Source organism: Chryseobacterium sp. ERMR1:04 (assembly GCF_001297705.1).
GTDB lineage: Bacteria > Bacteroidota > Bacteroidia > Flavobacteriales > Weeksellaceae > Chryseobacterium.
In genome coordinates this window covers 1,543,083-1,568,116 of record NZ_LIRF01000003.1, presented here as the reverse complement: position 1 = coordinate 1,568,116, position 25,034 = coordinate 1,543,083, and the positions used below count along the sequence as shown (strand labels likewise).

27 protein-coding genes are annotated in these 25,034 nt (G+C 31.7%); 22 read left to right on the top strand and 5 right to left on the bottom strand.

All coding sequences use genetic code 11. The features are described from left to right. Positions 1–148: 148 nt before the first annotated feature. Complete coding sequence (locus AMQ68_RS07115) at positions 149–1,108, top strand: Fic family protein (RefSeq protein ID WP_054509872.1); 960 nt, start codon at positions 149–151, stop codon at positions 1,106–1,108. A 276-nt stretch (positions 1,109–1,384) separates the two neighbouring features. Here AMQ68_RS07115 and AMQ68_RS07110 read toward each other — a convergent pair whose 3' ends face one another. The 5 genes from AMQ68_RS07110 to AMQ68_RS07090 form a co-directional block, all read right to left on the bottom strand. Then, complete coding sequence (locus AMQ68_RS07110; RefSeq protein WP_054510050.1) at positions 1,385–3,643, bottom strand: glycoside hydrolase family 3 C-terminal domain-containing protein; 2,259 nt, start codon at positions 3,641–3,643, stop codon at positions 1,385–1,387. Positions 3,644–3,955: 312 nt separating this feature from the next. Continuing rightward, entirely contained in the window at positions 3,956–4,765 is an 810-nt protein-coding gene (metQ, locus tag AMQ68_RS07105; protein ID WP_054509871.1) for a methionine ABC transporter substrate-binding lipoprotein MetQ, read from the bottom strand. Between the two features lie 261 nt (positions 4,766–5,026). Continuing rightward, a complete protein-coding gene (gene metI / locus AMQ68_RS07100) occupies positions 5,027–5,683 on the bottom strand; it encodes a methionine ABC transporter permease MetI (RefSeq protein WP_054509870.1) in 657 nt (218 codons plus the stop codon). After that, positions 5,676–6,704: a methionine ABC transporter ATP-binding protein gene (locus tag AMQ68_RS07095; RefSeq protein WP_054509869.1), complete on the bottom strand. Its 1,029-nt coding sequence runs from the start codon at positions 6,702–6,704 to the stop codon at positions 5,676–5,678. The genes metI and AMQ68_RS07095 overlap by 8 nt, the downstream gene beginning before the upstream one ends. A gap of 25 nt (positions 6,705–6,729) precedes the next feature. After that, on the bottom strand, positions 6,730–7,728 hold the full coding sequence (locus AMQ68_RS07090) for an EamA family transporter (RefSeq protein WP_054509868.1): 999 nt from the start codon (positions 7,726–7,728) through the stop codon (positions 6,730–6,732). 494 nt (positions 7,729–8,222) lie between these two features. On the opposite strand from AMQ68_RS07090, the gene AMQ68_RS07085 reads away from it, so the two are divergent. The 21 genes from AMQ68_RS07085 (at position 8,223) to AMQ68_RS06985 (ending at position 25,028) form a co-directional block, all read left to right on the top strand. After that, on the top strand, positions 8,223–8,495 hold the full coding sequence (locus AMQ68_RS07085) for a hypothetical protein (RefSeq protein WP_054509867.1): 273 nt from the start codon (positions 8,223–8,225) through the stop codon (positions 8,493–8,495). A 161-nt stretch (positions 8,496–8,656) separates the two neighbouring features. Beyond that, on the top strand, positions 8,657–8,941 hold the full coding sequence (locus tag AMQ68_RS07080) for a hypothetical protein (RefSeq protein ID WP_054509866.1): 285 nt from the start codon (positions 8,657–8,659) through the stop codon (positions 8,939–8,941). A 64-nt stretch (positions 8,942–9,005) separates the two neighbouring features. Next, entirely contained in the window at positions 9,006–9,248 is a 243-nt protein-coding gene (locus tag AMQ68_RS07075) for a hypothetical protein (RefSeq protein ID WP_054509865.1), read from the top strand. 48 nt (positions 9,249–9,296) lie between these two features. Next, a complete protein-coding gene (locus tag AMQ68_RS07070; RefSeq protein ID WP_054509864.1) occupies positions 9,297–9,830 on the top strand; it encodes a hypothetical protein in 534 nt (177 codons plus the stop codon). Positions 9,831–9,983: 153 nt separating this feature from the next. Next, complete coding sequence (locus tag AMQ68_RS07065) at positions 9,984–10,373, top strand: hypothetical protein (RefSeq protein ID WP_054509863.1); 390 nt, start codon at positions 9,984–9,986, stop codon at positions 10,371–10,373. A 243-nt stretch (positions 10,374–10,616) separates the two neighbouring features. Then, the gene (locus AMQ68_RS07060) at positions 10,617–10,937 is read left to right on the top strand and encodes a hypothetical protein (RefSeq protein WP_054509862.1); all 321 of its coding nucleotides are present in this window, start codon (positions 10,617–10,619) and stop codon (positions 10,935–10,937) included. A gap of 178 nt (positions 10,938–11,115) precedes the next feature. Beyond that, positions 11,116–11,502, top strand: a complete 387-nt coding sequence (locus AMQ68_RS07055) for a hypothetical protein (protein WP_054509861.1) — start codon at positions 11,116–11,118, stop codon at positions 11,500–11,502. A 201-nt stretch (positions 11,503–11,703) separates the two neighbouring features. Beyond that, on the top strand, positions 11,704–12,114 hold the full coding sequence (locus AMQ68_RS07050; protein WP_054509860.1) for a hypothetical protein: 411 nt from the start codon (positions 11,704–11,706) through the stop codon (positions 12,112–12,114). An 83-nt stretch (positions 12,115–12,197) separates the two neighbouring features. After that, positions 12,198–12,542 (top strand): hypothetical protein, encoded by a 345-nt coding sequence (locus AMQ68_RS07045; RefSeq protein WP_054509859.1) that lies wholly within the window; start codon positions 12,198–12,200, stop codon positions 12,540–12,542. Positions 12,543–12,651: 109 nt separating this feature from the next. Further along, complete coding sequence (locus tag AMQ68_RS25810) at positions 12,652–12,786, top strand: hypothetical protein (RefSeq protein ID WP_262483893.1); 135 nt, start codon at positions 12,652–12,654, stop codon at positions 12,784–12,786. 131 nt (positions 12,787–12,917) lie between these two features. Continuing rightward, entirely contained in the window at positions 12,918–13,442 is a 525-nt protein-coding gene (locus AMQ68_RS07040) for a hypothetical protein (RefSeq protein WP_054509858.1), read from the top strand. A gap of 874 nt (positions 13,443–14,316) precedes the next feature. Continuing rightward, positions 14,317–14,940 carry a hypothetical protein gene (locus tag AMQ68_RS07035; RefSeq protein ID WP_054509857.1) on the top strand — a complete coding sequence of 208 codons (624 nt, stop codon included), beginning with the start codon at positions 14,317–14,319 and terminating at the stop codon, positions 14,938–14,940. A 558-nt stretch (positions 14,941–15,498) separates the two neighbouring features. Next, entirely contained in the window at positions 15,499–16,431 is a 933-nt protein-coding gene (locus AMQ68_RS07030; RefSeq protein ID WP_054509856.1) for a ring-cleaving dioxygenase, read from the top strand. Positions 16,432–16,529: 98 nt separating this feature from the next. Continuing rightward, positions 16,530–16,826 carry a GNAT family N-acetyltransferase gene (locus AMQ68_RS07025; RefSeq protein ID WP_054509855.1) on the top strand — a complete coding sequence of 99 codons (297 nt, stop codon included), beginning with the start codon at positions 16,530–16,532 and terminating at the stop codon, positions 16,824–16,826. Positions 16,827–17,116: 290 nt separating this feature from the next. Then, positions 17,117–18,070: a VOC family protein gene (locus tag AMQ68_RS07015; RefSeq protein WP_054509853.1), complete on the top strand. Its 954-nt coding sequence runs from the start codon at positions 17,117–17,119 to the stop codon at positions 18,068–18,070. Between the two features lie 4 nt (positions 18,071–18,074). Then, entirely contained in the window at positions 18,075–18,701 is a 627-nt protein-coding gene (locus tag AMQ68_RS07010; RefSeq protein WP_054510049.1) for an alpha/beta hydrolase, read from the top strand. Between the two features lie 498 nt (positions 18,702–19,199). Further along, positions 19,200–20,810 (top strand): Na+/H+ antiporter, encoded by a 1,611-nt coding sequence (locus AMQ68_RS07005; RefSeq protein ID WP_054509852.1) that lies wholly within the window; start codon positions 19,200–19,202, stop codon positions 20,808–20,810. A gap of 96 nt (positions 20,811–20,906) precedes the next feature. After that, entirely contained in the window at positions 20,907–22,262 is a 1,356-nt protein-coding gene (locus tag AMQ68_RS07000) for a WG repeat-containing protein (RefSeq protein ID WP_123905631.1), read from the top strand. Positions 22,263–22,503: 241 nt separating this feature from the next. Further along, positions 22,504–22,815, top strand: coding sequence for a hypothetical protein (locus tag AMQ68_RS06995; protein ID WP_054509850.1), 312 nt, complete (start codon positions 22,504–22,506; stop codon positions 22,813–22,815). Between the two features lie 9 nt (positions 22,816–22,824). Next, positions 22,825–23,403, top strand: a complete 579-nt coding sequence (locus AMQ68_RS06990; protein WP_054509849.1) for a Crp/Fnr family transcriptional regulator — start codon at positions 22,825–22,827, stop codon at positions 23,401–23,403. Positions 23,404–24,152: 749 nt separating this feature from the next. Continuing rightward, on the top strand, positions 24,153–25,028 hold the full coding sequence (locus tag AMQ68_RS06985; RefSeq protein WP_054509848.1) for a pirin family protein: 876 nt from the start codon (positions 24,153–24,155) through the stop codon (positions 25,026–25,028). The last annotated feature ends 6 nt before the right edge of the window (positions 25,029–25,034 follow it).

Sequence of the window (25,034 nt, the reverse complement as noted above, 5' to 3'; positions counted from 1 at the left end):
TCATTCCGTAGGAATTTAGACTTAGCTTTTAAATTGGATTGTTGAGATTCTTCTCAGAATGACAAAGATGATTTTTTACTTCTATTGATCTTTTTTGTTTAAATTAAAAAATACTATCTTTGATAGTATCATATGATACTATCAAATTTTGAAACCACCCTATACTATTACAGATAAAATATTAGAATTAGTTGTTGCTATTTCTGAGAAAATAGGAGAGATTAATGCTAATCATCTTTATAAACCAACCACTGAACTTCGGAAGAAAAATCGTATCAAAACGATTCAGTCTTCATTGGAAATTGAAGGGAATACTCTGTCAGAAGAACAAATAACCGCTTTGTTAGAGAATAAAAGAATTATTGCTCCGGCTAAGGATATTCTTGAAGTTCAGAACGCTATTGAAGTGTATGATGACTTGAAACGTTTTAATGTAAATAAAATTAAAGATTTAGAATTTGCACATTCTATCTTAATGAAAGACTTAATTAGGAACGCAGGAAAATTCAGAACAACTAATGTTGGAATTGTTAAAGGTTCAAAAGTTGAACATCTTGCACCTGGTGGTACTATGGTAAAAGGTTTAATGAATGATCTTTTTACTTATTTGAAAAATGATAAAGATTTGATATTAATTAAAAGTTGTGTTTTTCATTATGAATTTGAGTTTATTCATCCTTTTGTAGACGGAAATGGTAGAATGGGAAGGTTGTGGCAGACCTTAATTTTAATGCAGCAATATCCTGTTTTTGAATTTCTACCTGTTGAAAGTCTCATTAAAGAAAATCAAAAAAAATATTATAATAAGCTTTCAGAATCTGATAAAATAGGACAGTCTACTCCTTTTATTGAATTTATGTTAGCCATCATATTGGAGTCTTTGAAACAACTTTTACAATCTCAAAATATCAATTTAAGTATAAAGGATAGGTTATTTTTATTTAAGGATAAAATTGGTAGTAAAAAATTTAGCAGAAAAGATTATTTAGAAAATTTTAAAAGTATTTCTGCACCAACCGCGAGCCGAGATTTAAAATGGGCTGTAGGACAAAGTATTTTAATGAAATTTGGAGAACAAAGATTAACGGAATATCAATTTAAAGACTAAATGTTTAGCCTTTTATTTCAACCACAAAGGGACAAAAGATTAGATATATTAGTATTTTAACTTAATTATTAAACTGCTAATAAAATCATATAAGTTTTTAAAAATATTTGATTTTATTCTTTGGAGTGGCTTTTGTTTTCTAATAATTAAATAATGGTTGGATATGCAGATAGCTTTTGTCCCTTTTGCGGTTAAATTTTCATTAATTTAAACAAACCTAACAAAAAATGCCCGAATCAGATTCAGGCATTTCATTTTAGAAATATATAAGTAAGATTACTTCAACGTAAACTTCACTTTCGTTTTAATGGCATCAGAAGAATTACCAATTAATGCTTCAAAATCTCCAGGTTCTGCAACCCAGTCGTGTTTTGCTGCATCGAAGAAACTTAATGCTGTTTTATCAATTGTGAAAGTCACTTCTTTTTCTTCTCCAGGGTTTAAAAATACTTTTTCAAAACCTTTCAATTCTTTTGCAGGACGTGGAACAGATGATTTCAAGTCGCTGATGTATAATTGAGCAACCTCAGCACCTGCTTTTTTTCCTGTATTTTTTACCGTAACGGTAAACGTGATTTTGTCTTCTTGAGACATCGTTGTTTTATCGGCTTTCGCTTTTCCGAATTCAAAAGTAGTATAGCTTAAACCGTGACCGAAACTGAATAAAGGTTTGATCTTTTTTGTATCGTGCCAACGGTACCCCACAAAGATTCCTTCGTTGTAAGTAATATTGATCGGGTTTTTCTGATCTTTTCCTTTTCCGGCTGCTAATTCTTCTTTGTTTCCAGGATATTCTCCTAGTGCATGAGCAGAATTGTCTTCTAATTTCACAGGGAAAGTAAACGGTAATTTCCCTGATGGATTGGCGTCACCTGCCAATACAGAAGCGATAGAATTTCCAGCTTCAGAACCTAAATACCAAGACTGAACAATAGATGGAACTTCTTTTACCCATGGCATTGCCACTGCATTTCCTGAAACCAGTACTACAGCAAGATTTTTATTCGCTTTTGCTAAAGCAGAGATCACGTTATCCTGATTGTATGGTAATCCGTAGCTTTTTCTGTCGTTTCCTTCGCTGTCTTGGAAATCTGCTTTATTTAATCCTCCAACGAAGATTACGTAGTCAGATTTTTTTGCTAATTCCACGGCTTCGTTTAATAATTCAGCTTCAGAACGGGTGTCTTTTAAGTCTTGTCCGGATTTTACGCCGTTATATTCTCCACCAATATCTCCTACATAACCTCTTGCATATTGTACGTCAGATTGTTTTCCGAATCTAGCTTTAATTCCGTCTAAAGGAAGTGTTTCATATTTCACTTTTAATGAAGATGAACCTCCACCAACAGTCATGATCTTAATGGCGTTTTCACCAATAACAGCAATTCTTTTAGCTTTATTGATATCAATTGGAAGAACGTTTCCTTGGTTTTTCAACAAAACAATTCCTTCTTCACCGATTTCTTTAGCAACCGCTTTATGTTCTTCAGAAGCAACATTTCCGAAAGGTTTGTTTCGGTTCATTGTCGTTTTGTACGCAAGATTTAAAATTCTTGTTACTTTATCGTCAAGTTCTTTTGTTCCTACTTTTCCGGATTTAATTAAATCTAAATAAGGCTGAGCTAAATAATAATTATCGTATGCATTTTTGGTTCCTGCAGAAAGTCCGTTGGTCCAGCTTCCGAATTCAAGATCCAATCCGTTATGGATGGCCTGTTCTGTATTGTTTACAGCACCCCAGTCTGAAACTACAACGCCTTTGTATTTCCATTCTCCTTTTAAAATATCATTTAGAAGGTATTGGTTCTGGCTTGCATATTCGTTTTTGTACATGTCATAAGCACCCATGATTGTCCATGAATCTCCTTCTGTAACCGCAGCTTTGAAAGGCGGAAGATAAATTTCATACAATGTTCTGTCATCTATCTTTACATTACTTGTATGACGGAACATTTCCTGATTGTTAAGAGCATAATGCTTTACAGAAGTCGCTACACCGTTTGATTGTACTCCCTTGATATAAGGAACCACCATTTTAGATGTTAAAAAAGGATCTTCACCCATGTATTCGAAATTTCTTCCGTTTAATGGCGTTCTGTAGATGTTTACTCCAGGTCCTAAAAGGATATCTTTTTTTCTGTAACGGGCTTCTTCTCCTAAAGCTTTACCGTAATTCCATGACATTTTTTTATTCCATGTTGCAGAAAGAGCGGTTAAAGCAGGGTAGGCGATGATAGAGTCATTTGTCCAGCCGGCTTGGTTCCACTCGTCCCACATTACTTCCGGACGGACACCGTGAGGGCCATCTGTGGTCCAGAATTCAGGAATTCCCAATCTAGGAACTCCGGGAGAGCTAAACTTCGATTGTGCATGAAGCATTGCTACTTTCTCTTCCAGTGTCATTCTGGAAAGTGCATCCTTAACGCGTTGCTCAACGGGTTTGGATTCGTCTAAATAAACGGGTGTAGTATTTTGAGCCATAGAATAAGCAGAAATAAGTGTGAATAAACTTATGATGGCAGTTTTCTTTAACATAAAAACCTTTTTTTGATTCGTAACAAAATTAAGAAAAATTTTTATTATCTCAAATTGAGAAAATGTGATTTTTGCATAATTGGTCATTAATAACCAATTGTAAGTAAGAAAAATGCGGGTTTGGGTAATAGAATTTCTAATAAAAAAAAGACAAAATAAAAAGACACCATTTCAGATTGTAAATTTTCCGAAATGATGTCCCGATATAAAATAATAGAATTGTTTTGATATAAATTGTCAATAATCAATTTTTTCTCATGCGTGGGTAAAATTTACCCCTTCACAATTGACCATTGATCATTCACTTTTTCATTACCAACCTTTAACAGCGCCTCCTTTGAAGATCTCTTCAGCTTTTTTTACCACTTCATCAGATTGATAGGCTTTAAGGAAGTTTTTCACTTTCTCATCATTTTTGTTATCTTCTCTTGCCACAACAAGGTTTACATAAGGAGAATCTTTATCTTCTTTAAAGATTCCGTTTTTAGCTTCATCTAATCCGGCCTGTGCAGCGAAATTATTATTGATAATCGCAATAACCACTTCCTTATCATCCAAAACTCTTGGCAATTGTGGAGCTTCAATTTCTACAATTTTCAGTTGTTTTGGATTGTCAACAATATCAGTTACTTTAGGAAGTAAACCAATACCATCTTTTAATTTTAGTAATCCGTTTTTCTGTAAAAGAAGCAATGAACGTCCACCGTTGGTAGGGTCATTAGGAATTACAACCGTGCTTCCGTTTTTAAGTTCACTGATGTTTTTAATCTTTTTTGAATACGCTATGATAGGATAAAGAAAAGTCTTTCCTACAACGGCTAATTTATACCCTCTCTGTTTTGACTGCTCATCCAAATACGGAAGGTGTTGGAAAGCATTGGCATCAATATCTCCATTGTTCAACGCTTCATTGGGAACGACGTAATCATTGAAAGAAACAAGCTCAACATCGAGATTGTATTTTTCTTTTGCTACTTTTTTCGCTACTTCAGCAATTTCCTGTTCAGGCCCTGCTGTGATACCGACTTTAATATGATTAGGATCTTCTTTTTTTGATTTGTTACAAGCTGTGAATAATAATAGACCAGCTGCCAGGAAACTTAAAATTTTTATTTTTTTCATTGTAAATTGTTTCTATAATTAATTTTATTTTAAATGCAAACACGTAAGAAAATCAAAGATTTTCGATTTATATAAATTATTTAAAGCTCTTTTTGTTATTCCGGAGGAATCTATACATCGTAATTATAATTAATAGTTTAGATTCCTCCGGAATGACCAAGTGTATATTCAATTATACACAATCAATTTTATCGAAGATAAAATCCTTGCGCCTTAAAAACATCATTATTCAATTTTTTGCGCCTTAGCGATTAACTAAAATTAGCGATGATCAAATATTTTAGCCAATCTATCACCAGAAAACTGAATGATAAATACGATAGCCACCAATAAACCTAATACCAGATTCATAATTACAGCGTCATAGCCGATATAACCATATTGGTATCCGATTTGTCCTAATCCGCCTGCACCAACAGCTCCACCCATTGCAGAATATCCTACTAAGGTAATCAAAGTGATGGTTGCATTATTAACCAACGAAGGAAGTGCCTCAGGAAGCAATACTTTTTTAATGATCTGAAATGGAGTAGCACCTAAAGCTCTTGCGGTTTCAATTAACCCAGCCGGAACTTCAAGCAAACTGTTTTCTACCAATCTTGCAATAAATGGTGCAGCGCCGATACTTAACGGAACTAATGCTGCATTGACTCCAATAGATGTTCCCACCAAAGTTCTTGTAAAAGGGATCATCCAGACAATCAAAATAATGAAGGGAATTGAACGGAAAATATTAACCAAAATAGAGAGTATTCTATTATAATATACATTTTCCAGCAACTGATCTTTTCTGGTCATAAATAAAAGAATTCCAACAGGAAGTCCCAACACGAAGCCGAAAAATCCTGAAACAAAAGTCATATAAACTGTTTCCCAAACTCCTTTCGACAAAAGCGAAATTACCGTATCACTAAGCATAACCTTTTACTGTATTTTGAATTTTATTTTGATTGAAATAATAGATCGCTTTTTGGTTTTCTTCCTCTTCTCCTTGAAGCTGCAGCAATAATTTCCCGAAGTTTGATTCTCCAAGATATTCTACATCTGCTTTCAGAAGTTTGTATGGAATCTTATATTGATCATAAATAACGGAGAGTAATTTTTCCACAGAGATATGTTCGTCAATTTCTATTTCAACAAGTGGAAATAATCCCGCTTGTGGTTCTTTTTGTAGTTTTTTATTTAATTCTTGTGGTATAGTCATAACACCTGAGTTTAAAAATTGTTTGATGATCGGATTTTCTTTATTAGAGATGATCTCGCTTAAAGTTCCTTTCGCTAAAAGTTTACCTTTGTCTATCACAGCGACGTGGTTACAGATTGATTTGATCACTTCCATTTCGTGGGTAATCAGTAAAATGGTAATTCCCAACCTTAGATTAATATCTCTCAATAATTGTAAAATAGATTGAGTGGTCGCCGGATCTAATGCACTTGTGGCTTCGTCGCAAAGTAGGAGATAAGGATCATTAGCCAAAGCTCTTGCAATAGCAACCCTTTGTTTCTGCCCGCCAGAAAGACTTTTAGGATAGTCATTGGCTTTGTCTTCCAATCCTACGATCTTCAGCAGCTCATTGACTTTTTTCTGGATATCCGATTTGTTATTGTTATCTAATTCTAAAGGAAGCGCTACATTTTCAAAAACAGTTCTTGAAGAAAGCAGATTAAAATGCTGAAAGATCATCCCTATTTTTTTGCGTTCATGAGCAAGCTGCTTAGGTTTTAATTGGGTGAAATCTTTTCCGTTGATGATAATCTGTCCCTGATCGGGTCTTTCCAATAAATTCACAGTACGTATCAAAGTACTTTTTCCGGCACCAGAAAAGCCTATAATTCCTACAATATCTCCTTGTTCAAGAGTCAGGCTCACATCATCCAGTGCTTTAAACGACTGTTTTTTTTGGTGAAATGTTTTTGAAATGTTTTTAATTTCTATCATTATATTTAAGCTACTTACTTACACTTTATACGGGTTGATAAGGTCTGTTGTTTTTCTTTACATGCCTCATTACCCTTCTTATTTTTACTTTTGATCTTTTGGAAAGTTTGAAGTATTTGGTAATATTGGTGAGGAGAACTCCAATTAATATTACTGAAAGACCATACAGCTGATTTCCGTTGATCGTTTGATTAGCAATAATCCAGCCAGCAATTACGGTCACGATGGGATTAATATACGTGTGCGTACTTACTAAAGCGGCCGGTTTTACAGATAAAAGCCAAATATACGAAAGATAGGCCACAATAGAACCGAAGAAGATCAGGAATGTTACACCCAGCCATGCTGAGAGTGGAATTTCACTGATTGAGAACTGGTTCCATTCTTTTCTGAAAAAGGCGATGATAAAAGAAGCAATCCCTGCAATAATGAGCTGTTGCGCAATATTCATAAAAGTAGAATGGCTGGCAGGATTTTTCTTAGAATACAAAGAACCCAGTACCCATGCTATTGAACTTATGGCTAAAACAATAAATGCGGTCACCCGAATAGAATCGCTTATTGCCGGATGATGGGCGTTAGAATTTACACTTCCTTTCAGAAATAAAATCAATCCGATAAAACCTATCGCTAAACCTATAGGAATAAATTTATCAGAGAAATAGTATTTCCAGTTTTTCTTGTCGATGGCAATAAACCAAAATGGTCCTGTTGCAATCGTAATTGCAGCTTCCGAAGCAGAGACGTATTGCTCTCCCCAAGCTACCAGCCCGGTTCCTCCGGTAAGAATAAGAATTCCTGTGATTCCATTTTTTCTCCAATTAACCAACGAATTGGCTTTTTCTCCTTTTGCCGTTAAGTAACCAATCATTAATATTCCGGCAGCTAAAAATCTGAACCCCGAAAGGATAAAAGGAGGAAAGCCTTTTAATCCGAAAGAGATGGCTAAAAATGTAATTCCCCAGATTACATATATGTTGGCAAATGCGACGGGGACTAACCAGTTATTTTTTGAGTGAGTCATTGTGAGTTATGTTTTTTTGATGTTGTTTTTAGAAATAAAAAAGGCCCTACAACGTGGTAAGGCCTTTAAAAATATGTCATATAAAAGTAAGGTCAACCACAGGAATTTAGATAAAGCATAGGCATACAACAATCCATCATCATGGTATTGATGCTATGTTTCTGTAAAGAATTATATTGTAATTCTGTCTTCATTTTATTTTTTGTTCTTAATATGTTGCAAATATAAAACATATATCTTATTAGTCTACTAAAATTATAGACTTTTTGAAAAATAATTTTTACTTGGCATTTAACATATTGTTTTTCAATTGTTTGATTATGGTTTTTTATTCAGAGACTGCACATGAAAATCAAATATTATCATTTAATTCATTAAAATATGCAGGAGACAGAGAGTAGTGACCCTATTTTAATATAGAATTACATATTATTGTGAATTAAATTAAAATAAATGGATGAGAAATATTGTAATAGGAAATACATAGAAGCATTATGATTAAAAAGCTATTGTTATTATCAATTTTTTTAACTTTTGGAATACAGTTCGGTCAGGTTCCTCATGGATCAATTCATGTAGATGTTACAAAAATATTAAATAATGAATCCCTGATTTTATTAAAAAATAAAAAGAGCCTAGATAGTGTATTGTTAAAAAATGATATTTCAATATTTCCTTCGTATGCTGCTGTATCAAAGAAAATAGATAGTATTAGTATTGATTATTTTATAGATACTAAACTTATTATGTTTGAAAAAAATATTTAGAAGATATTGATAAAAATATAATTGGCTTATATGATGGATGGGTTAATTTTTCATTCTTTGATTATACATATTATGTTACGAAAATTAGAAAAGGGAGTGAGGATATGGTGATTTATTTTCATATAAATAATATTTGTAATCCATTTTCTAATAATAGCTATATGTTAAATACAAATATTTATTATGATAATTTAGAATTTAGAACAGGGACCTATCTTCTTTGTTTAAAAAATGAAGAATTAAATAATGATGGTTTGCCCAAATATTATAATATAGGAAATAGTAATAACTATATAATGATAAAAAATGAAACTGTGGCTATAAATAAAATCAGTGAAAAAGTTGTTTTACCTGAAGATTTGCAAAAATTTTATAAAAACAAAGATCTTAAGAGGCCTGAAACTATTGAAAAAATATTATCCGTATTTGATAATAAATATATATGAAAAGACTTTTACTATTATTTTTATTGTCAGTTTACATGTTTGAGTAATATACAATGGGGACATTATGCTGATAGTAGTCTTGTTATGTAATGGCCAATTATACACAGGTTATGTAGTTTATTCAAAGCATCCAAAAAGTACGATAAAATCGGAAATTGAATATAAATCAGGTAGCCATATAGGTTGGGAGAATGAATATAATCAAGCTGGTATCCTTATTTATTCATGTTATTCAGTAGGAGAAACCACTCAGGAAGTATATAAATTTGATGATCACGGAAATCTGATAGACCATTATAAGCTGTAGTGAAAGACTAAATTTTCTTTCATAAGAACTACTAGTAAAATAAATACCATGATCAATAAAAGAAAATATACTATGTCATACAAATATCATATACACGTTACACATCTCAGATCTGCAATTATTAGAGTGAGCACCTCAGATATGGATCAAGCATCAGCTTTGTCCGATATGGATTTAAATGAGATAACAGAAACATTAACTGAATTAAATGCTGTTATTGCAGGGCAGTTAGATTACTTGGATTGGGGAACGGATTTATTTTATGTATCTTCCGAAGCTACTGTATCTCGCTATGGAAATTATGATAAAGTAGAAAGAATACAGGTGCCTACTACTGGGTTAAGAAATTTTTTGATTGAGCTAAAAAATCTCAAGCAGCAATGCAAAGCAGGAGGCTATTATAAAACGATAGTTGGTCAGGCATTTACGGAAATAAAAGCAAATCGGTCTCAATATGAAAAATGGTCTAATTATTATTATATTACTGTGAATAATATAGAAGTTAGTTTAGTATTGTTAGGGGATGATTTTAATTTATCTGAGGGACAATATGTAGCTCAATTAAAGAATGATTTTCAATAAAATAATATAAATCAGATTTTAATAAATTTATATAAGATAAAGCTTGAGGCTAAAGTGTTAATTTGGAAAGGATTCTAAAGACAAAGAGTTTCTAAAACAATAGAAACAAATAATATTTATCTTAAGGATTTTAAAATGATAAACTAAACTAAAATGAGTATTATAACAGACTATAAAATAGTTTTTGGAGTTAGAAAAATTCATAATATGAATTACAAATTAATATCTTCAATTAATCCATCTTTAGATGCTATTCTTTTTGAGTTTAGTAGTGTAACTAGTTGTGATAGTTTAATAAGAACAACAGGTCTTGTACTTGATAGTTCCCCACAATTAGAAGATGTTTTAATTTTTACACAAGGATTGCAGGTGATAAAAATAGGATATTCTGAGACTAAATTGTACCATGATGAAAATAAATATGATGCAAATCCAAATATTACGGCAGCTTATACTTTACCTACAGCAGATTTCAAAGAAATCGTAAAGGTTTGGAGAAATTTTGTTAAGGGTGATGATGCTAATGGTGGTTTGTTAACCTAAATTCTAAAATTTTGCAATCCATTTTCTATCGTTTATTTTTAGTGAAAGATTCTCACCCTTGAAATTTTTTACTTAGTTTCATCGACTCTTAAATTTCAAATCAAAATAGTATTAGGAAAATATAATTATATAAATAATTTACCAACTTTAACCAACATTATAAATGAAATAAAATGAGTATCATAACAGACTATCAAATAGTTTTTTGGAATTAGAAAAATTCATAACACGGATTTTAAATTTATGTCATCAATTAGCCCATCTTTAAATGCTATTCTTTTTGAGTTTAGTAGTTTAACGAGTTGTGATAGTTTAATAAGAACAACAGGTCTTGTACTTGATAGTTCCCCACAATTAGAAGATGTTTTAATTTTTACACAAGGATTGCAGGTGATAAAAATAGGATATTCTGAGACTAAATTGTACCATGATGAAAATAAATATGATGCAAATCCAAATATTGCGGCTGCTTATACTTTACCTACAACAGATTTTAGGGAAATCGTAAAGGTTTGGAGAAATTTTGTTAAGGGTGATGATGCTAATGGTGGGTTGTTAACCTAAATTCTAAAATTGCGCAATCCATTTTCTGTAGTTTATTTTTAGTGGAAGATTTTCAGCCTTGAAATTTTTTACTTAGTTTCATCGACTCTTAAATTTCAAATCAAAAGAGTATTAGAAAAATATAATTATTATGTTAATAACCTATGAACTTGTTGATCAATATTATAAATGAAATAATATGAGTACTTTAACAGATTATAATGTAAGTTTTGAAATGAAAAAAATTAATAATTTTTATATCAAATTTATGCATTCCAGTAATTTTTATTTAGAATCGATTATTGCTGATTTTGTAAGTATTACTAGTTGTGATAATTTACTAGAAGCAATTGGTCGAAGATCAAATATATCTCAAAATGGAGATATAATTTATCCAACTCAAAGTTTACAGCTTATAACAATTTCATATACTACAACTAAAATATATCATGATTCTGTTGCATACGATTCAAATCCAAATATTACACCTGACTATAGTTTGCCTACAGCAGATTTTAAAGAGATCGTAAAAGCTTGGAGAAATTTTGTAAATAGTGACAATAGTAATGGTGGGTTGCTAACCTAAGTTATAAGATAACACCAAAGCACAGAATAATTTTTATGTCAAACCAAGTATCGGTAATTTTAAAATTATCCGAGATTATACCCTCATGCTTTTACAGAACTAAAAATTCTGCCATTCTAAGGTTATTCACAACCTAAAGATTCTAGAGAAAAATGTAATACTGTGGTCAAATTAAAGTAATCCTTTTACTCTTATAAAAAAATGAATCTTAACAATTACAATATAATTAATCATAAAATAGATTTTAATAATTTTCAATATATCAACTTACAAACTTTATTAAATTCAAATTTCAATAATCTAGGAACTCTTAATCGCTATTTAAACGAATTATTATATTTAAAAAAGAATTGGAATAATATCTCATTAAGAAACTCTTATATTGAAAATAATTTAAATGGGTATTGGGATGGCGAAACATTGCATGATAATAATGTCACAGGTAATTGGTTTATGATTATTGGTTATGATGATCTTACGGGTTATATTAATGCTGATACTAAAGTCTTTTATTTAGAAAATTCTATTTTAACCAATTTGCCCATTATACAGTTGCCATTGGAGGAGTTTATAGATGTTTTACAACAATGGAATGTTATTTTAGACAATTGAAATGATGAATCAGAATATTGTGAATACATATAATATAAAGCTTGAGATTTAAATTTTAAGTTGGAAATATTTTTTTTTAAAATATGGGAATATTAGAACAAAGAGGTATCAAATTAGTGAAAAAGACCGTTAACGGATATACCTTTAAAGATGTAGAAACTTCGGATTGGGATATGGCTCACATTTCAGCTTTTACCTCAATTGAAATTTTGGAAGAAATTATTGCAAAATTAAACTTAGCAATTGCAGGTCAATATAATCAAATTAATAATCCAGGCCTTACAAACAAATATGATGATATAGCTTTTATTGAACCAAATGGTATAGAATACTGGGATCAAGATGCTCAAAATAAGTATCCGGTTACATGCTCTTTAGAGGATTTTAAATTACTCTGTATAGAGTGGGTAAACTTTCTTAAAAGTTAATGAATTTTGATGAGATATATTGTTTAATGATTTATATCAAGTTGGATATCAGTTGTGTTACAAAGCCCAATATTATATTTTTAAAATAATCAATCGAAAGAATATAAATATGTTATTAAAACAACCGGAAAAAGTAAGAGTTAATTTCGATAACTTAGTTCAGGCTAATAATACAGCCGATGAATTATTAGGATATAATGAAGAGCTATTTACAGATTATGCTGTTGAAAGGTCAAATGAATGAAATGGAATGAACAGTGAAGGTACTAAAGTTGCGATGTATATAGGTATTGATTACACTTTTGGCTCTGTTCCTAGCTCTCTACCTTATATCAGCATTTCCATAATTTTTTCACTAATTAATATTAAAAAATTATGATAATTTCTAAATCAATTTCAATTTCAAAAAAATATATTACTAGAAGTGCAAATATATCTTTAGGTTATCAAGAAGTTCCTAATTCAGGGTGTTTGTCAGAGTTATCGGTAAATTCAATAACTAAGATAATTAATGATCTTAATCAAGTGATAACACAGTCTAACCGTGTTATTACGTGGGGAGTTGATAGGTGTATGGTAGATTCAGATCATGAAGGAAGTTTATTTACTAATATTAATGGTATTGAAACTGCTGATATTGCTACTAATGTAATAAGGGATTTATTAATCGAAATCAAAAATTTTAAATTGCAATATGAAGACGTAGACAACTTGAAGAATATTATTGGACAAGCGTTTTCAGCAATAAAATTAAATCCAAATAACCATAAAATATCTTCAAATTCAATTTATCACTACACTATTACTATTAACAATATAAATATTATCTTAGTTTTAGAAGTAAATGATTTTACGTTATCTTCAAATGAGTATGTTAATCAACTTAATACTAATTTTTAATTGTATGTATGAAGAATGATTTAATTAATAATGAACCTTTACTCTTATAAAAAAATGAATCTAAGCAATTATTCAATCGTAAATCATAAAATTAACTTTAATAATCCTCAATATAATAATTTGCAAAATCTATTAAATTCCAATTTTAATAAAATTAATACACTTAATAGTTACTTAAATCAGTTATCATATTTAAAAGATAATTGGAATAATATTTAGATAAGAAATTCTTATGTTGAAAATCACTTAGGTGGTTTTTGGGATTGAGAAGGACTAAATGCATATAATGTAACGGGTAACTGGTTTTCAGTTATTGCTTATGATGATCTAAACGGATATGTAAATGCTGATACTAAAGTCTTTTATTTAGAAAATTCTATTTTAAGCAATTTGCCCATTATACAGTTGCCATTGGACGAGTTTATAGATGTTTTACAACAATGGAATGTTATTTTAGACAATTAAAATGATGAATCAGAATATTATAAATTCATATAATATAAAGCTTGAGACTAAAATTTTAAGTTGGAATGGATTCTCAAGACAAAGGGTTTCTAAAACAATAGAAACAAATAATATTTATCTTACGGATTTTTAAATGATAAAATAAAATGAGTATCATACAGACTATCAAATAGTAGACAACTTTCAATTATGAAAGATGTCTAATGTACTAAATATGGGAAATGAATATAACAGCTTAGGAATGATTACTAATATTACAGGAACTCCTACAAATATATTTGATTTATTGAGGTAGATACATCTACAAGTAGAGATGTAGGTTAGATTTTGTTTTTATGACACAAAAAGCTGCCAGAAATGGAAGAAGTATTCCACCAGAAACTCAGATTCAATTTTAAAAACTAATATTATGATAAGAGAATACAAAAATATTTATGGTAATAAAATTACTGAAAAACAAGCCACACAGATTAATCAATACAATGTACTTTTATTTGATGAAATTACGAATACAGTAAAGGAGGAACATCATATAATTGATAATACAATTACTAGGATAGAATATTATAAAGTTGATTCTGAAAATGAAAATGAGGTTTATAACTATTTAAAAAATAAAACAAATTCGTTTGTTATATGTAATAAAGAATTTGTTAGTAATTTTATAATAATTACGTATAAACAATATGCTATAGAGCCTAATTCTACATTTCTGTTGAGTTATAAATCTGTCTTTAAGAATGACGCCTCTGAATATCCAATATGTACACAATCCTTAGATAGTAATACTTTACAGCCAATACATGAAAAAACTAAAAAATATTGGTACATTACAGATGAAAATGGAGTAAAAGAGGTTGGAGTTGAATTTTTCTACAAAAATGATGGTAATTTAGATTATGCAATAGATATGACACCGGATTTTAGTAATCATAAAAATTGGGATAAATATACTCTTGCTAATTTTCAAGATTTACAGGATTTATTTACTATAAACATTGACTATTATAAAAATAGTAATTTATTACCATAATAAAATAAATTAGGTCTTTATTTTATTGCTATAAATCTTAGATTAAAAAGATTATAGATAATAATATAAAATAGTTAAAACTAAAATCTTCAGTATTCCTTCTATACAGTTCAAGGATCAATAATCCTCAAAATTACCTGAGGTTATACCCTCATGCTTTTACAGAACTAAAAATTTTGCTATTCTAAGGTGATTCACAACCGAAAGATTCTAGAGAAAATGTAATACTGTGGTTAAATTAAAGTCATCTTTTACTTTAATGGGGCTTTGTACGCAAAGCTTCCAACTACCCCCAACACAAAATATTTTTTATGTCAAATCAAACACCTGTAAGCACAAATCTTACCCGAGGTTATCCTCTGCGCTTATAGAAGAAGATTAATTTGGTGTTTTTATTTTTTCTAAAGAGTTATTTAAAACTCAGTCCAGTTCTTTATAAAATTCTAGATATTATCTTTTTTTGTCGAAATAAATTTCCATCATTTATTAAACTAGTTAAATGTGCAGTATTTCTCATCACCCTAAATTTGTCATATCAAAATTAAACAAATAGAAAAAATGGAAAATAGAATTTTAGGACTGCACCATATCACAGCAATTGCTGACAATGCAAAAAGAAATTTAGATTTTTATACTCAGGTTTTGGGACTGAGATTGGTAAAGAAAACCGTCAACTTTGATGATCCAGGAACATATCACTTTTACTTTGGAAACGAAACCGGAACACCGGGAACAATTCTAACTTTCTTTCCTTGGGAAGGAATTGGAAAAGGAATAAACGGAAGCGGATTGGCAACACACATTGGATATTCTGTTCCAAAAGGAAGCTTGGAATTTTGGAAGAACCGTTTTCAACAGTTCAATGTACATATTGAAGAGGGAGAGATTTTTGGTGAGAAAATGATTTCTTTTAAAGATCCGGACGGATTACAATTACAGTTCATCGAATCATCAACTCCGGATGACAGAAAAGTTTGGACAACTGATGATATTAAAGATGAAAATGCGTTGAAAGGTTTCCATAATGTAACATTGACATTGAAAAAAGCAGATCCAACGATCAAAGTGCTGACAGATATTTTAGGTTACGATCTTCAAAAACAGGAAGGTGAAAGATACCGTTTTACAACTGATGCAATAGAAACTGCAAATTTAATTGACATTATTGAAAATGATAAAATTATAACAGGAAGAAATGCTGCAGGAACCAATCATCACATCGCTTTTAGAGTAAAAGATGACAATGTTTTAATGGAATATCGTGAAAAAGTAATGTCTGCAGGATTAAGCATCACTCCAAAAATCGACAGAGATTATTTCTACTCATTATACTTCCGTGAGCCAGGTGGAGTCTTATTCGAATTGGCAACTGATAATCCGGGATTCACCGTTGATGAGCCTTTAAATGAATTAGGAACTAACTTAAAACTTCCAAAACAACACGAAGGATTACGTAATAAAATAGCAGAAGCTTTACCGAAGTTATCATAGGTCATTACTCAAATTTAGTAAACGGTATATCTTAGCAACAAGCAACAAGCAACAAGCAACAAGCAACAAGCAACAAGCAACAAGCAAAAAATAATACAATGGAAAGAACAGAAGTAGTTTTAGGAAATGTAAGAGGAGAAATTCAATTGTTCTCAGACGATAACAAAGCAGGGAAAATGGATATCTCGGTAATTGGAAAAAAATTAACGGTATATCATACAGAAGTTAATGAAGAATACGCTGGAAAAGGTTTCGCAAAAATATTATTAGAAAAATTGGTTTCCTACGCACGAGAAAATGAGTTGAAAATTGTACCGTTGTGTCCATACGTTCACGCCCAATTCAAACGCAATCCGGAAGAATATAATGATGTTTGGTTGAAAGAAGAATTGTAAAAAATAATTTACAAAATCAAAGTTTTAACGCAATACGATACCATGAAGTTTGTCATTCTGACGAAGGAAGAATCTCAATAAATAAAGTAAATTTCATTATAATTAATAGAGATTCTTCATTTTGCTTCGCTTCATTCAGAATGACAAACCAGACGTGACATTGCTGATTGAAATCGGATGTCAAGGTATTCAAATAGCTGTGTGAACGAAAAATATGCACGGTAAAATAAAAATCTTGCGTCTTCGCATTAGAATCCATCAACTAGAAACCATCAACAAACAACAAAAAAATGCCACTTATCACAGGACTTCACCACGTTACAGCCATCACAGGCGATGCACAGGAAAACATAGACTTTTACACTGGAGTTTTAGGACTTCGATTAATAAAAAAGACGGTCAATTTTGATTATTCTGATGTTTATCATTTCTATTTCGGGGACGAATTCGGAACTCCGGGAACGATTATGACCACTTTTCCTTATGGAAAAGGCTTGGTAAACGGGAGACATGGAAAAGGAATGTTGAATACAACGGCTTTTTCAATCTCAATGGATGGACTGGATTATTGGTTGAATCGACTTGATCAATTTAATATTCCCTACAAGCAGCCACAGCAAAGGTTTTCTGGGGAAGCTTTTATTTATCTTGAAGATTTTGACGGATTGGGATTAGAGTTGGTTTTTAATGATAAAGATGTTCGAAAAGGCTATGATAATGAATATATTCCAAAAGATTATACCATCAAAGGAATTCATCATGTTGAAATTTGGTTGGATGCTTATGAAAGAACCGCAGCTTTATTGACAACCCAAATGGATCATAAATTAATTGCTGAAAGTTCAGATCGATTCAGATTCGGAACAGATGATCAGCCTGGAAAATATGTTGATTTGGTTTGTACACCCAATGCGTTAAAGGGATTAGCCGGAAGAGGAACGGTTCACCACGTTTCGTTTGCGACTCCCGATGCACAATCTCAGCTTGAAATGATTGAAAAATTAAACAAATTTGGCTTGGAGCATACCGAAGTGAAAGACCGAAAGTACTTCACTTCCGTGTATTTTAAAGAACCGGGAGGGGTTTTATTTGAAATTGCGACTTCAGGTCCGGGATTCGATATCGATGAAGAATTGGCCTCTCTGGGAGAAGATGTAATGCTTCCTGAACAGTTTGAAGAAAAAAGAGAACATTTGATTGACGTTCTTCCCAAAATTAATTATCCAACAGAAAAATACAGATAAAATAATGAGTCATATTTTAGATATAAAGACAGCAGGAAAACCTCTAGACCAAGCCGAAAAAGCTTTAATTATGATTCATGGTCGAGGGGGAAGTGCACAGGATATTTTAAGCTTATCACAACATTTAAACGTTGAAGAGTATGCAGTATTAGCACCACAGGCAACGAATGGAAGTTGGTATCCTCTTTCATTTATCGCTCCTGTCGAACAAAACGAGCCGTGGTTATCATCAGCAATTGAAACGATTGGCAAGACCGTAAAAACTGCTATAGAAGCAGGAATTAAACCGGATAATATTTACTTTTTTGGATTTTCTCAAGGCGCCTGTCTTACATTGGAATTTTTAGCTCGAAATGCACAGAAATTCGGTGGAGCAGTAGCGATTATTGGTGGTGTGATCGGTGATAAAATCAATCGTGAAAACTACAAAGGAGATTTTGCCCAAACTCCAATTTTCTTGGGAACGAGCAATCCGGATTTCCATGTTCCTGTGGAAAGAGTGTATGCGACTGCCAATATTTTAAGAGAAATGAATGCTGATGTTACCGAAAAAGTATATGCTAACTTTGGTCATTCCATTAACCAGGAAGAAATGGAATTGGCGAATTCAATTATTTTTAAACACAATTAAAATCGACATAGGAAGTTGAAGCGTTAAGAAAATAAATTCTGTGAACGTTAAGAAAATTCTACTGTTTGAAGCGCGAGACAAATTTAGAATCGAAGAACAAACAATAAATTCGCGCAAGTTTTAGAATTTTTAGAGAACAGAATTTATTTTTAGCATTCAGCTTCCAAGTCTTGAATTTTTGTTTCTTTTGTTTCAAGACAAAAGAAATTTTAATAAAACATAAAAAATATAAAGCGATGGAAAATGTGAATTTCATTTTTCATTCATAAATTAAAACCGACACAGGAAGCTGAAGCGTTAATAAAATTAAAAATTAATCCGTTAAAAAATTCCCACTGTTTGAAGCGCGAGAGAAATATTGAATCGAAGAACAAACAGAAAATTCGCGCAAGTTTTGGGGATTTTAGGATTAAGTTTTAATTTTTAGCATTCAGTTTCCAAGTCTTGACTTTTTCTTTCTTTTGTGTCAAGACAAAAGAAAAATTAATAAAACTAATTATGCACGAACATTTACTATTAATACTCGGACTTTTATTACTCGTCATGCTCCTCGTTATGCTGGCACAGCGTATCAAAATTGCATATCCCATATTTTTGGTATTGGCAGGATTGGGGATTAGTTTTATTCCGGGAGTTCCGATTTTGAAATTGGATCCGGAGATTATTTTCCTGATTTTTTTACCCCCACTTTTATACGAAGCAGCTTGGTACACGTCTTGGAATGATTTCTGGAAATGGAAAAGAACAATTTCATTAATGGCTTTTGGGTTGGTATTTCTGACTTCTATTGTTGTGGCTTTTGCGTCTCAATCTTTAATTCCGGGGTTTACGTTGGCATTAGGTTTTTTGTTGGGCGGAATTGTTTCACCACCCGATGCGGTTGCTGCAACAACGGTTTTAAAAGGATTAAAAGTACCAAAGAGAACCCTTGCGATGTTGGAAGGCGAAAGTTTAATCAACGATGCATCATCATTAATTGTTTTCCGATTTGCTTTAGTAGCGGTGACGACAGGAGCTTTTTCAGTGCAGGAAGCGACGGGGCAATTTTTTCTCGTTGCAGGAATGGGAATTGTAGTAGGAATTGTAGGGGCTCACATTTTCTACGCCATTCATAGGTTTTTACCAACAACTCCAGCGATAGATGCAGCATTAACGGTGACGACCCCTTATATTTTATTTCTGAGTGCTGAACATTTTCATTTTTCAGGAGTAATGGCAGTCGTAAGCGGTGGATTATTCATGTCTTTCCGTTCCCATGAAATTTTTAAAACAGGAACTACGAGAATCAATATGACAGGCGTTTGGAATACGTTGATTTTTGTGATGAATGCGCTGGTTTTCGTCTTAATAGGATTAGAATTGCCGGAGATTATCAATGGGTTGGGGGAGACTTCTTTAATGGAAGGAATTAAATATGGGTTAATCATAAGTTTAATTGTGATTGTAGTCCGTTTATTATGGATCTATCCGGTGGCACATATTCCGAGATGGTTGAGTAAAAAAGTACGAAGAGATCCAAGTCCGGGATGGAAAAATCCATTGATTATCGGTTGGGCAGGAATGCGTGGCGTGGTTTCATTGGCAACGGCTTTGTCGATTCCGGTGATGATGAATGATCAGATCGAATTTCCAATGAGAAATTTAATAATCTTCATTACGTTTATTGTTATTTTTGTGACCTTGGTTTTTCAGGGTTTAACGCTTCCTTTGATTATTAAATTAACCAAAATCGGAGAGATTGATGATATTTTACCTTCACATGAGCAACAGGCTGGAATTCAGATAAGATTGGATAGTCTGGCAGTTGAAAGGTTGAATGAAAAATATGAGAAGAGCGTAACGAGCAATAGTTTGGTTGAAAATTTCAAAGACAGTTTACAAAACGATATCAAATTACATAAAGGACACTTAAGTTCATTGGAAATGTGTTCCAACAGACAAAATGATTTGAAAGAGTACCATCAGATTATGCTTGATATTTTTGCCATGCAGAGAAAGGAATTATTTACCATGAAAAGAGAGAAGGTTTTCAGTGATGACGAAATTCGAAAAGCAGAATCTCAATTGGATTTAAATGAATTGAAAATCACGGGAACTAAGCATTTTTAGAGAAATTTGGGAGCTAAAAGAATATAAAGATATTGACTAAAAATATAAGGATTAAAAAGTAAATCAGCATGTTTGTACTTAACAGCAAATAGAAAAATGAAAAATATTATTTATTGTTTATTAATGATTATGTTCCTTTTTGGTAAAGGACAAAATAAAAAAGATCTTTTCTTGCTTCCATATCAAGTTGGAGATAAATGGGGATTGGCGGATACTTTGGGAAATATTAAGGTAAAACCTCAATATGATGAGATGATAGACTTTAGTATTGAGCCTCGTAAGCATGGAAATACACCTCCATATTCTTTCTATTATGTCAGAAAAAATAATGAAATATTTTTTATTGATGCCGGAAATAATAGATATTTTAAAGATTACGAAATCGTAAAATCTCAAAATAATGAAAGGGGAGTATTTTTCAAAAAAAATGGGAAAATAGGTATCCAAAGTCCCTTTTTTGAAGATGGAAAATGGAAGCTTGTGGGAGATCCTTCATCATATAAATATGACAATATTTACACTTATCCGCAGACTAATTCATTATTCACCTTTGTTGAAATCAATAAAAAGGAGGGCTTAATGTTTTATAATGGGGAGATCATCATTCCTGTGGAATACGATTCGATTTCTTATACAAAATCTCAGGACGTATGGGAATTTAGTGCCTATCAATTAGATGGAAGCAAAAAAATTACCCAGACAAAAAAATATACAAAAAGAATAGACCTTCCTCCGCCTCCCGGAATTTTAAAAAACAAAAATGCTAATCTTTTGGAAAGAAAAGAGATGGATGCGCTATATAAGGAGTCTTATAATCTTATTAACTATAAACATGTTTATTATTACAGAGATCGCATACCTGCTATAGTAAAAGATAATAACAGTGAGAAGTTTGGAATTGTAGCTACTTTTAAACCTGAAAAAATAGATTTTCTATATGATGATATATTTGCTGTAGAATATCATGTATCAGGTGAGAAAGAAAGATATAAAGCCTATGCCTTTAAAAAAGGGAATAGCTATGGATTATTTGATCGATCTGAAAATAAATATTTACCTTATCCTGATCAATATGATCTAATAGAGCAGAAATATTATACAGCAAATGATATTAATTCTTCTGCCCCGCCATATGAAATGCCTTATTTAGTTTTCAGTAAAAAAAATAAATATGGGGCGGATAATTTTAATATTAAGCTTTTTAATATGATTCCTTTTGAATATGATGACATCATAGATCGGAATATTATAATCAAAAATAAAATGTTCGGAATTTGGGATAATACTCCTTTTAGAATGGTTCATATAGCTCCTAAGTATCATTCAAAACCTAAACTTATTAAAGAGATTTCTTTACCTAAAGGGAAGACTTTTGTATTTGAAGTTTTGAATAAAGAAAACAAAAAAATATGGGTATACAGAAATGGTTTGGAATTGTATAAGGGGTTGTAGGTTAATAGAATAAAAACAATGTGCTTATAAAGGGGACTGTTGTATTTTCGACAAGTCAATGATTTGAATTACAGGTTTTATTGTAACATTTGAAGAACTAAAATAATTGTAAGCTCAGATTCCCAATATTGCTAAAAATTTTGTACAAGCTGAATAAAGTTCGTGTTAAAAGAGAGGCTATTAACTTCATTATTAAAGGTATGAAAAATGAAAATAGTAAAAAATAAATAATTAAAAAATAATGAAAACACTACAATTCCTAGTGATCGGAAAAAATCAGGAAATACTGGATACTTTAAAAAGAATCATTGAAAATAATGAAGGTTGGAAAGCAGAGATTCAAAGTGATGAAAACGTTTGTTACAATTATCTCAAAGAAAATCAGGTTGATATTGTGCTGTTAAGTTCAGGGTTAAAGGAACAATTTGAAAAAGATATCAAAGTTTTTTGTGAAAATTTGAATCAGGATGTAAAGGTAATCGACCATTATGGCGGAGGAAGCGGATTATTAAAGAATGAAGTTTACGCGCTTTTCCCTAATTTGCAGCCGTAAACTTATTATATGTTTGAAAATATCATCAAAAACGTAACACGATTCATTGCTCTTAGTCAAGATGAAGAAAAATTTTTCACAGATTTACTCACTTGCGAGACTGTTCCAAAGAAAACGGTTTTATTAAGAGAAGGAGAAATTTGCCAGTTTGAAGGGTATATTCAAAAAGGTTGTGTGAGGGTATTTTACCTTGATGATAATGGTTTTGAAGTCACTATTTTATTCGCCATTGAAGATTGGTGGACGAGTGATATTGCTTCATTTCAGGAACAGAAACCATCCAAATTATATATTGAAACATTGGAAGATTCAGAAATTTATATGCTGACTCCCACTGCAAAAGAAAAATTATTAAAAGAATATCCAAAATTCGAAAGAGTGTTCAGAATGTTGGTGCAACGAAATTTATCAACGCTTCAAAACCGTTTGGTGAATACCATTTCAAAAACTGCATCAGACCGATATTTAGAATTTGTAAAAGTATATCCTACGATCCCACAAAGAGTTCCACAGTATTATATTGCCTCTTATCTTGGGGTTTCAAAAGAATTTGTAAGCACGATCCGAAAAAGATTAGCCTCAAAATAGAAATGGTTTTGTTTCCTTCATTTCACAAATGGAGTTGATTTTTCACCCTCAATTCTACAACTGTTTTCATAAATAATGACCAATTTCCGATCAATAGAAACAGGCTTTAGCCTGTTTAACAAGTATACATTCGATAATTGGCTTTAGCCAAAACTTAATTGAAAACGATAATAAAATCGACATAGGAAAATGGAGCGTTAAGAAACCTCGAAGAGGTTCGCCGATTCAAATAAAAAAAATATAATATATTGAGGCAAAATAAATACTGTAAACGGTAAGAAAATTCTACTGTTTGAAGCGCGAGACAAATATTGAATCGAAGAACAAACAGTGAATTCGCGCAAGTTTTAGAATTTTTAGAGAACAGAATTTATTTTTAGCGGAAGTTTCCAAGTCTTGAACTTTTGGTCCTTTTGTTTGACTACGTCGAATCTTCGGTTTCAAGACAAAAGAAATTTAATTGGTTGGAAGACGCAAAAGACGCAAAATTTTACAATTAAAAACGTTTTTAAGGCGCAAGAAAATCAGAGATTTTCAACACATTATCCATAATTAATTTTATCGCAGATAAAATCCTTGCGCCTTATCTATGCTTTATAAATAATGCCCTTGCGCCTTTGCGTATTCCAACAAAGAATATAATCACATAAAAATACTTTAAAAAAGTAATTTATTAAACTAGTTAAATGCCCAGCATTTTCCATCTCCCTAAATTTGTCCTATCAATAACGAACAAATAACGAATAGATATGGACAGAAAAGATTTTTTAAAGAAAGGATTATTAGGAACAGGAATGTTTGTAGCATCCGCTTCATTGGGAAATACAATGAAAAATGAGATTGACGAGATCGAACCCTTAGAGCCCATCGGATACAATCATTTACCCAATCCTGAGTCAAAAATCAAAGATAATTCAGTCATTCATAAAGCGGAATCACGAGGAAAGGCAGATCATGGATGGTTGGTAAGCAATCATACTTTTAGCTTTGCCAATTATCACAATCCGGAAAGAATGCATTTCGGAGTATTGAGAGTCCTTAATGATGATAAAGTGGAAGCTGGAAGAGGTTTTGGAACACATCCTCATGATAATATGGAAATCATCAGCATTCCGTTGGAAGGCGATTTGGAGCATAAAGACAGCATGGGAAATTCGGCTATTATCAAAAGTGGAGATATCCAGGTGATGAGCGCCGGAACAGGAATCATGCACAGTGAATTCAATAAAAATACAGATAGCTTGGTTAAATTTCTTCAAATCTGGGTCTATCCAAATAAGAGAAATGTAGCACCAAGATATGATCAAATCACATTAGATAAAACAAAAAGTAAAAACAGATTTCAGCAGATATTATCTCCAAATGCTGATGACGAAGGTGTTTGGATTCATCAGGATGCTTGGTTTCACTTAGGGAATTTTGAAAATGCTATTGAAACCAACTATCAGATCAAGAAAACAGGAAATGGAGTCTACGCCTTTATTTTAAAAGGAAGCGCAGAGATCGAAGGTCAGCAATTGGAAACGAAGGATGGTTTTGGAGTTTGGGATATTGCAGATTTGAATATTAAAGCAACAGCAGAAAATACGGAGATTCTATTAATGGAAGTTCCAATGACAATGTAATTTGAT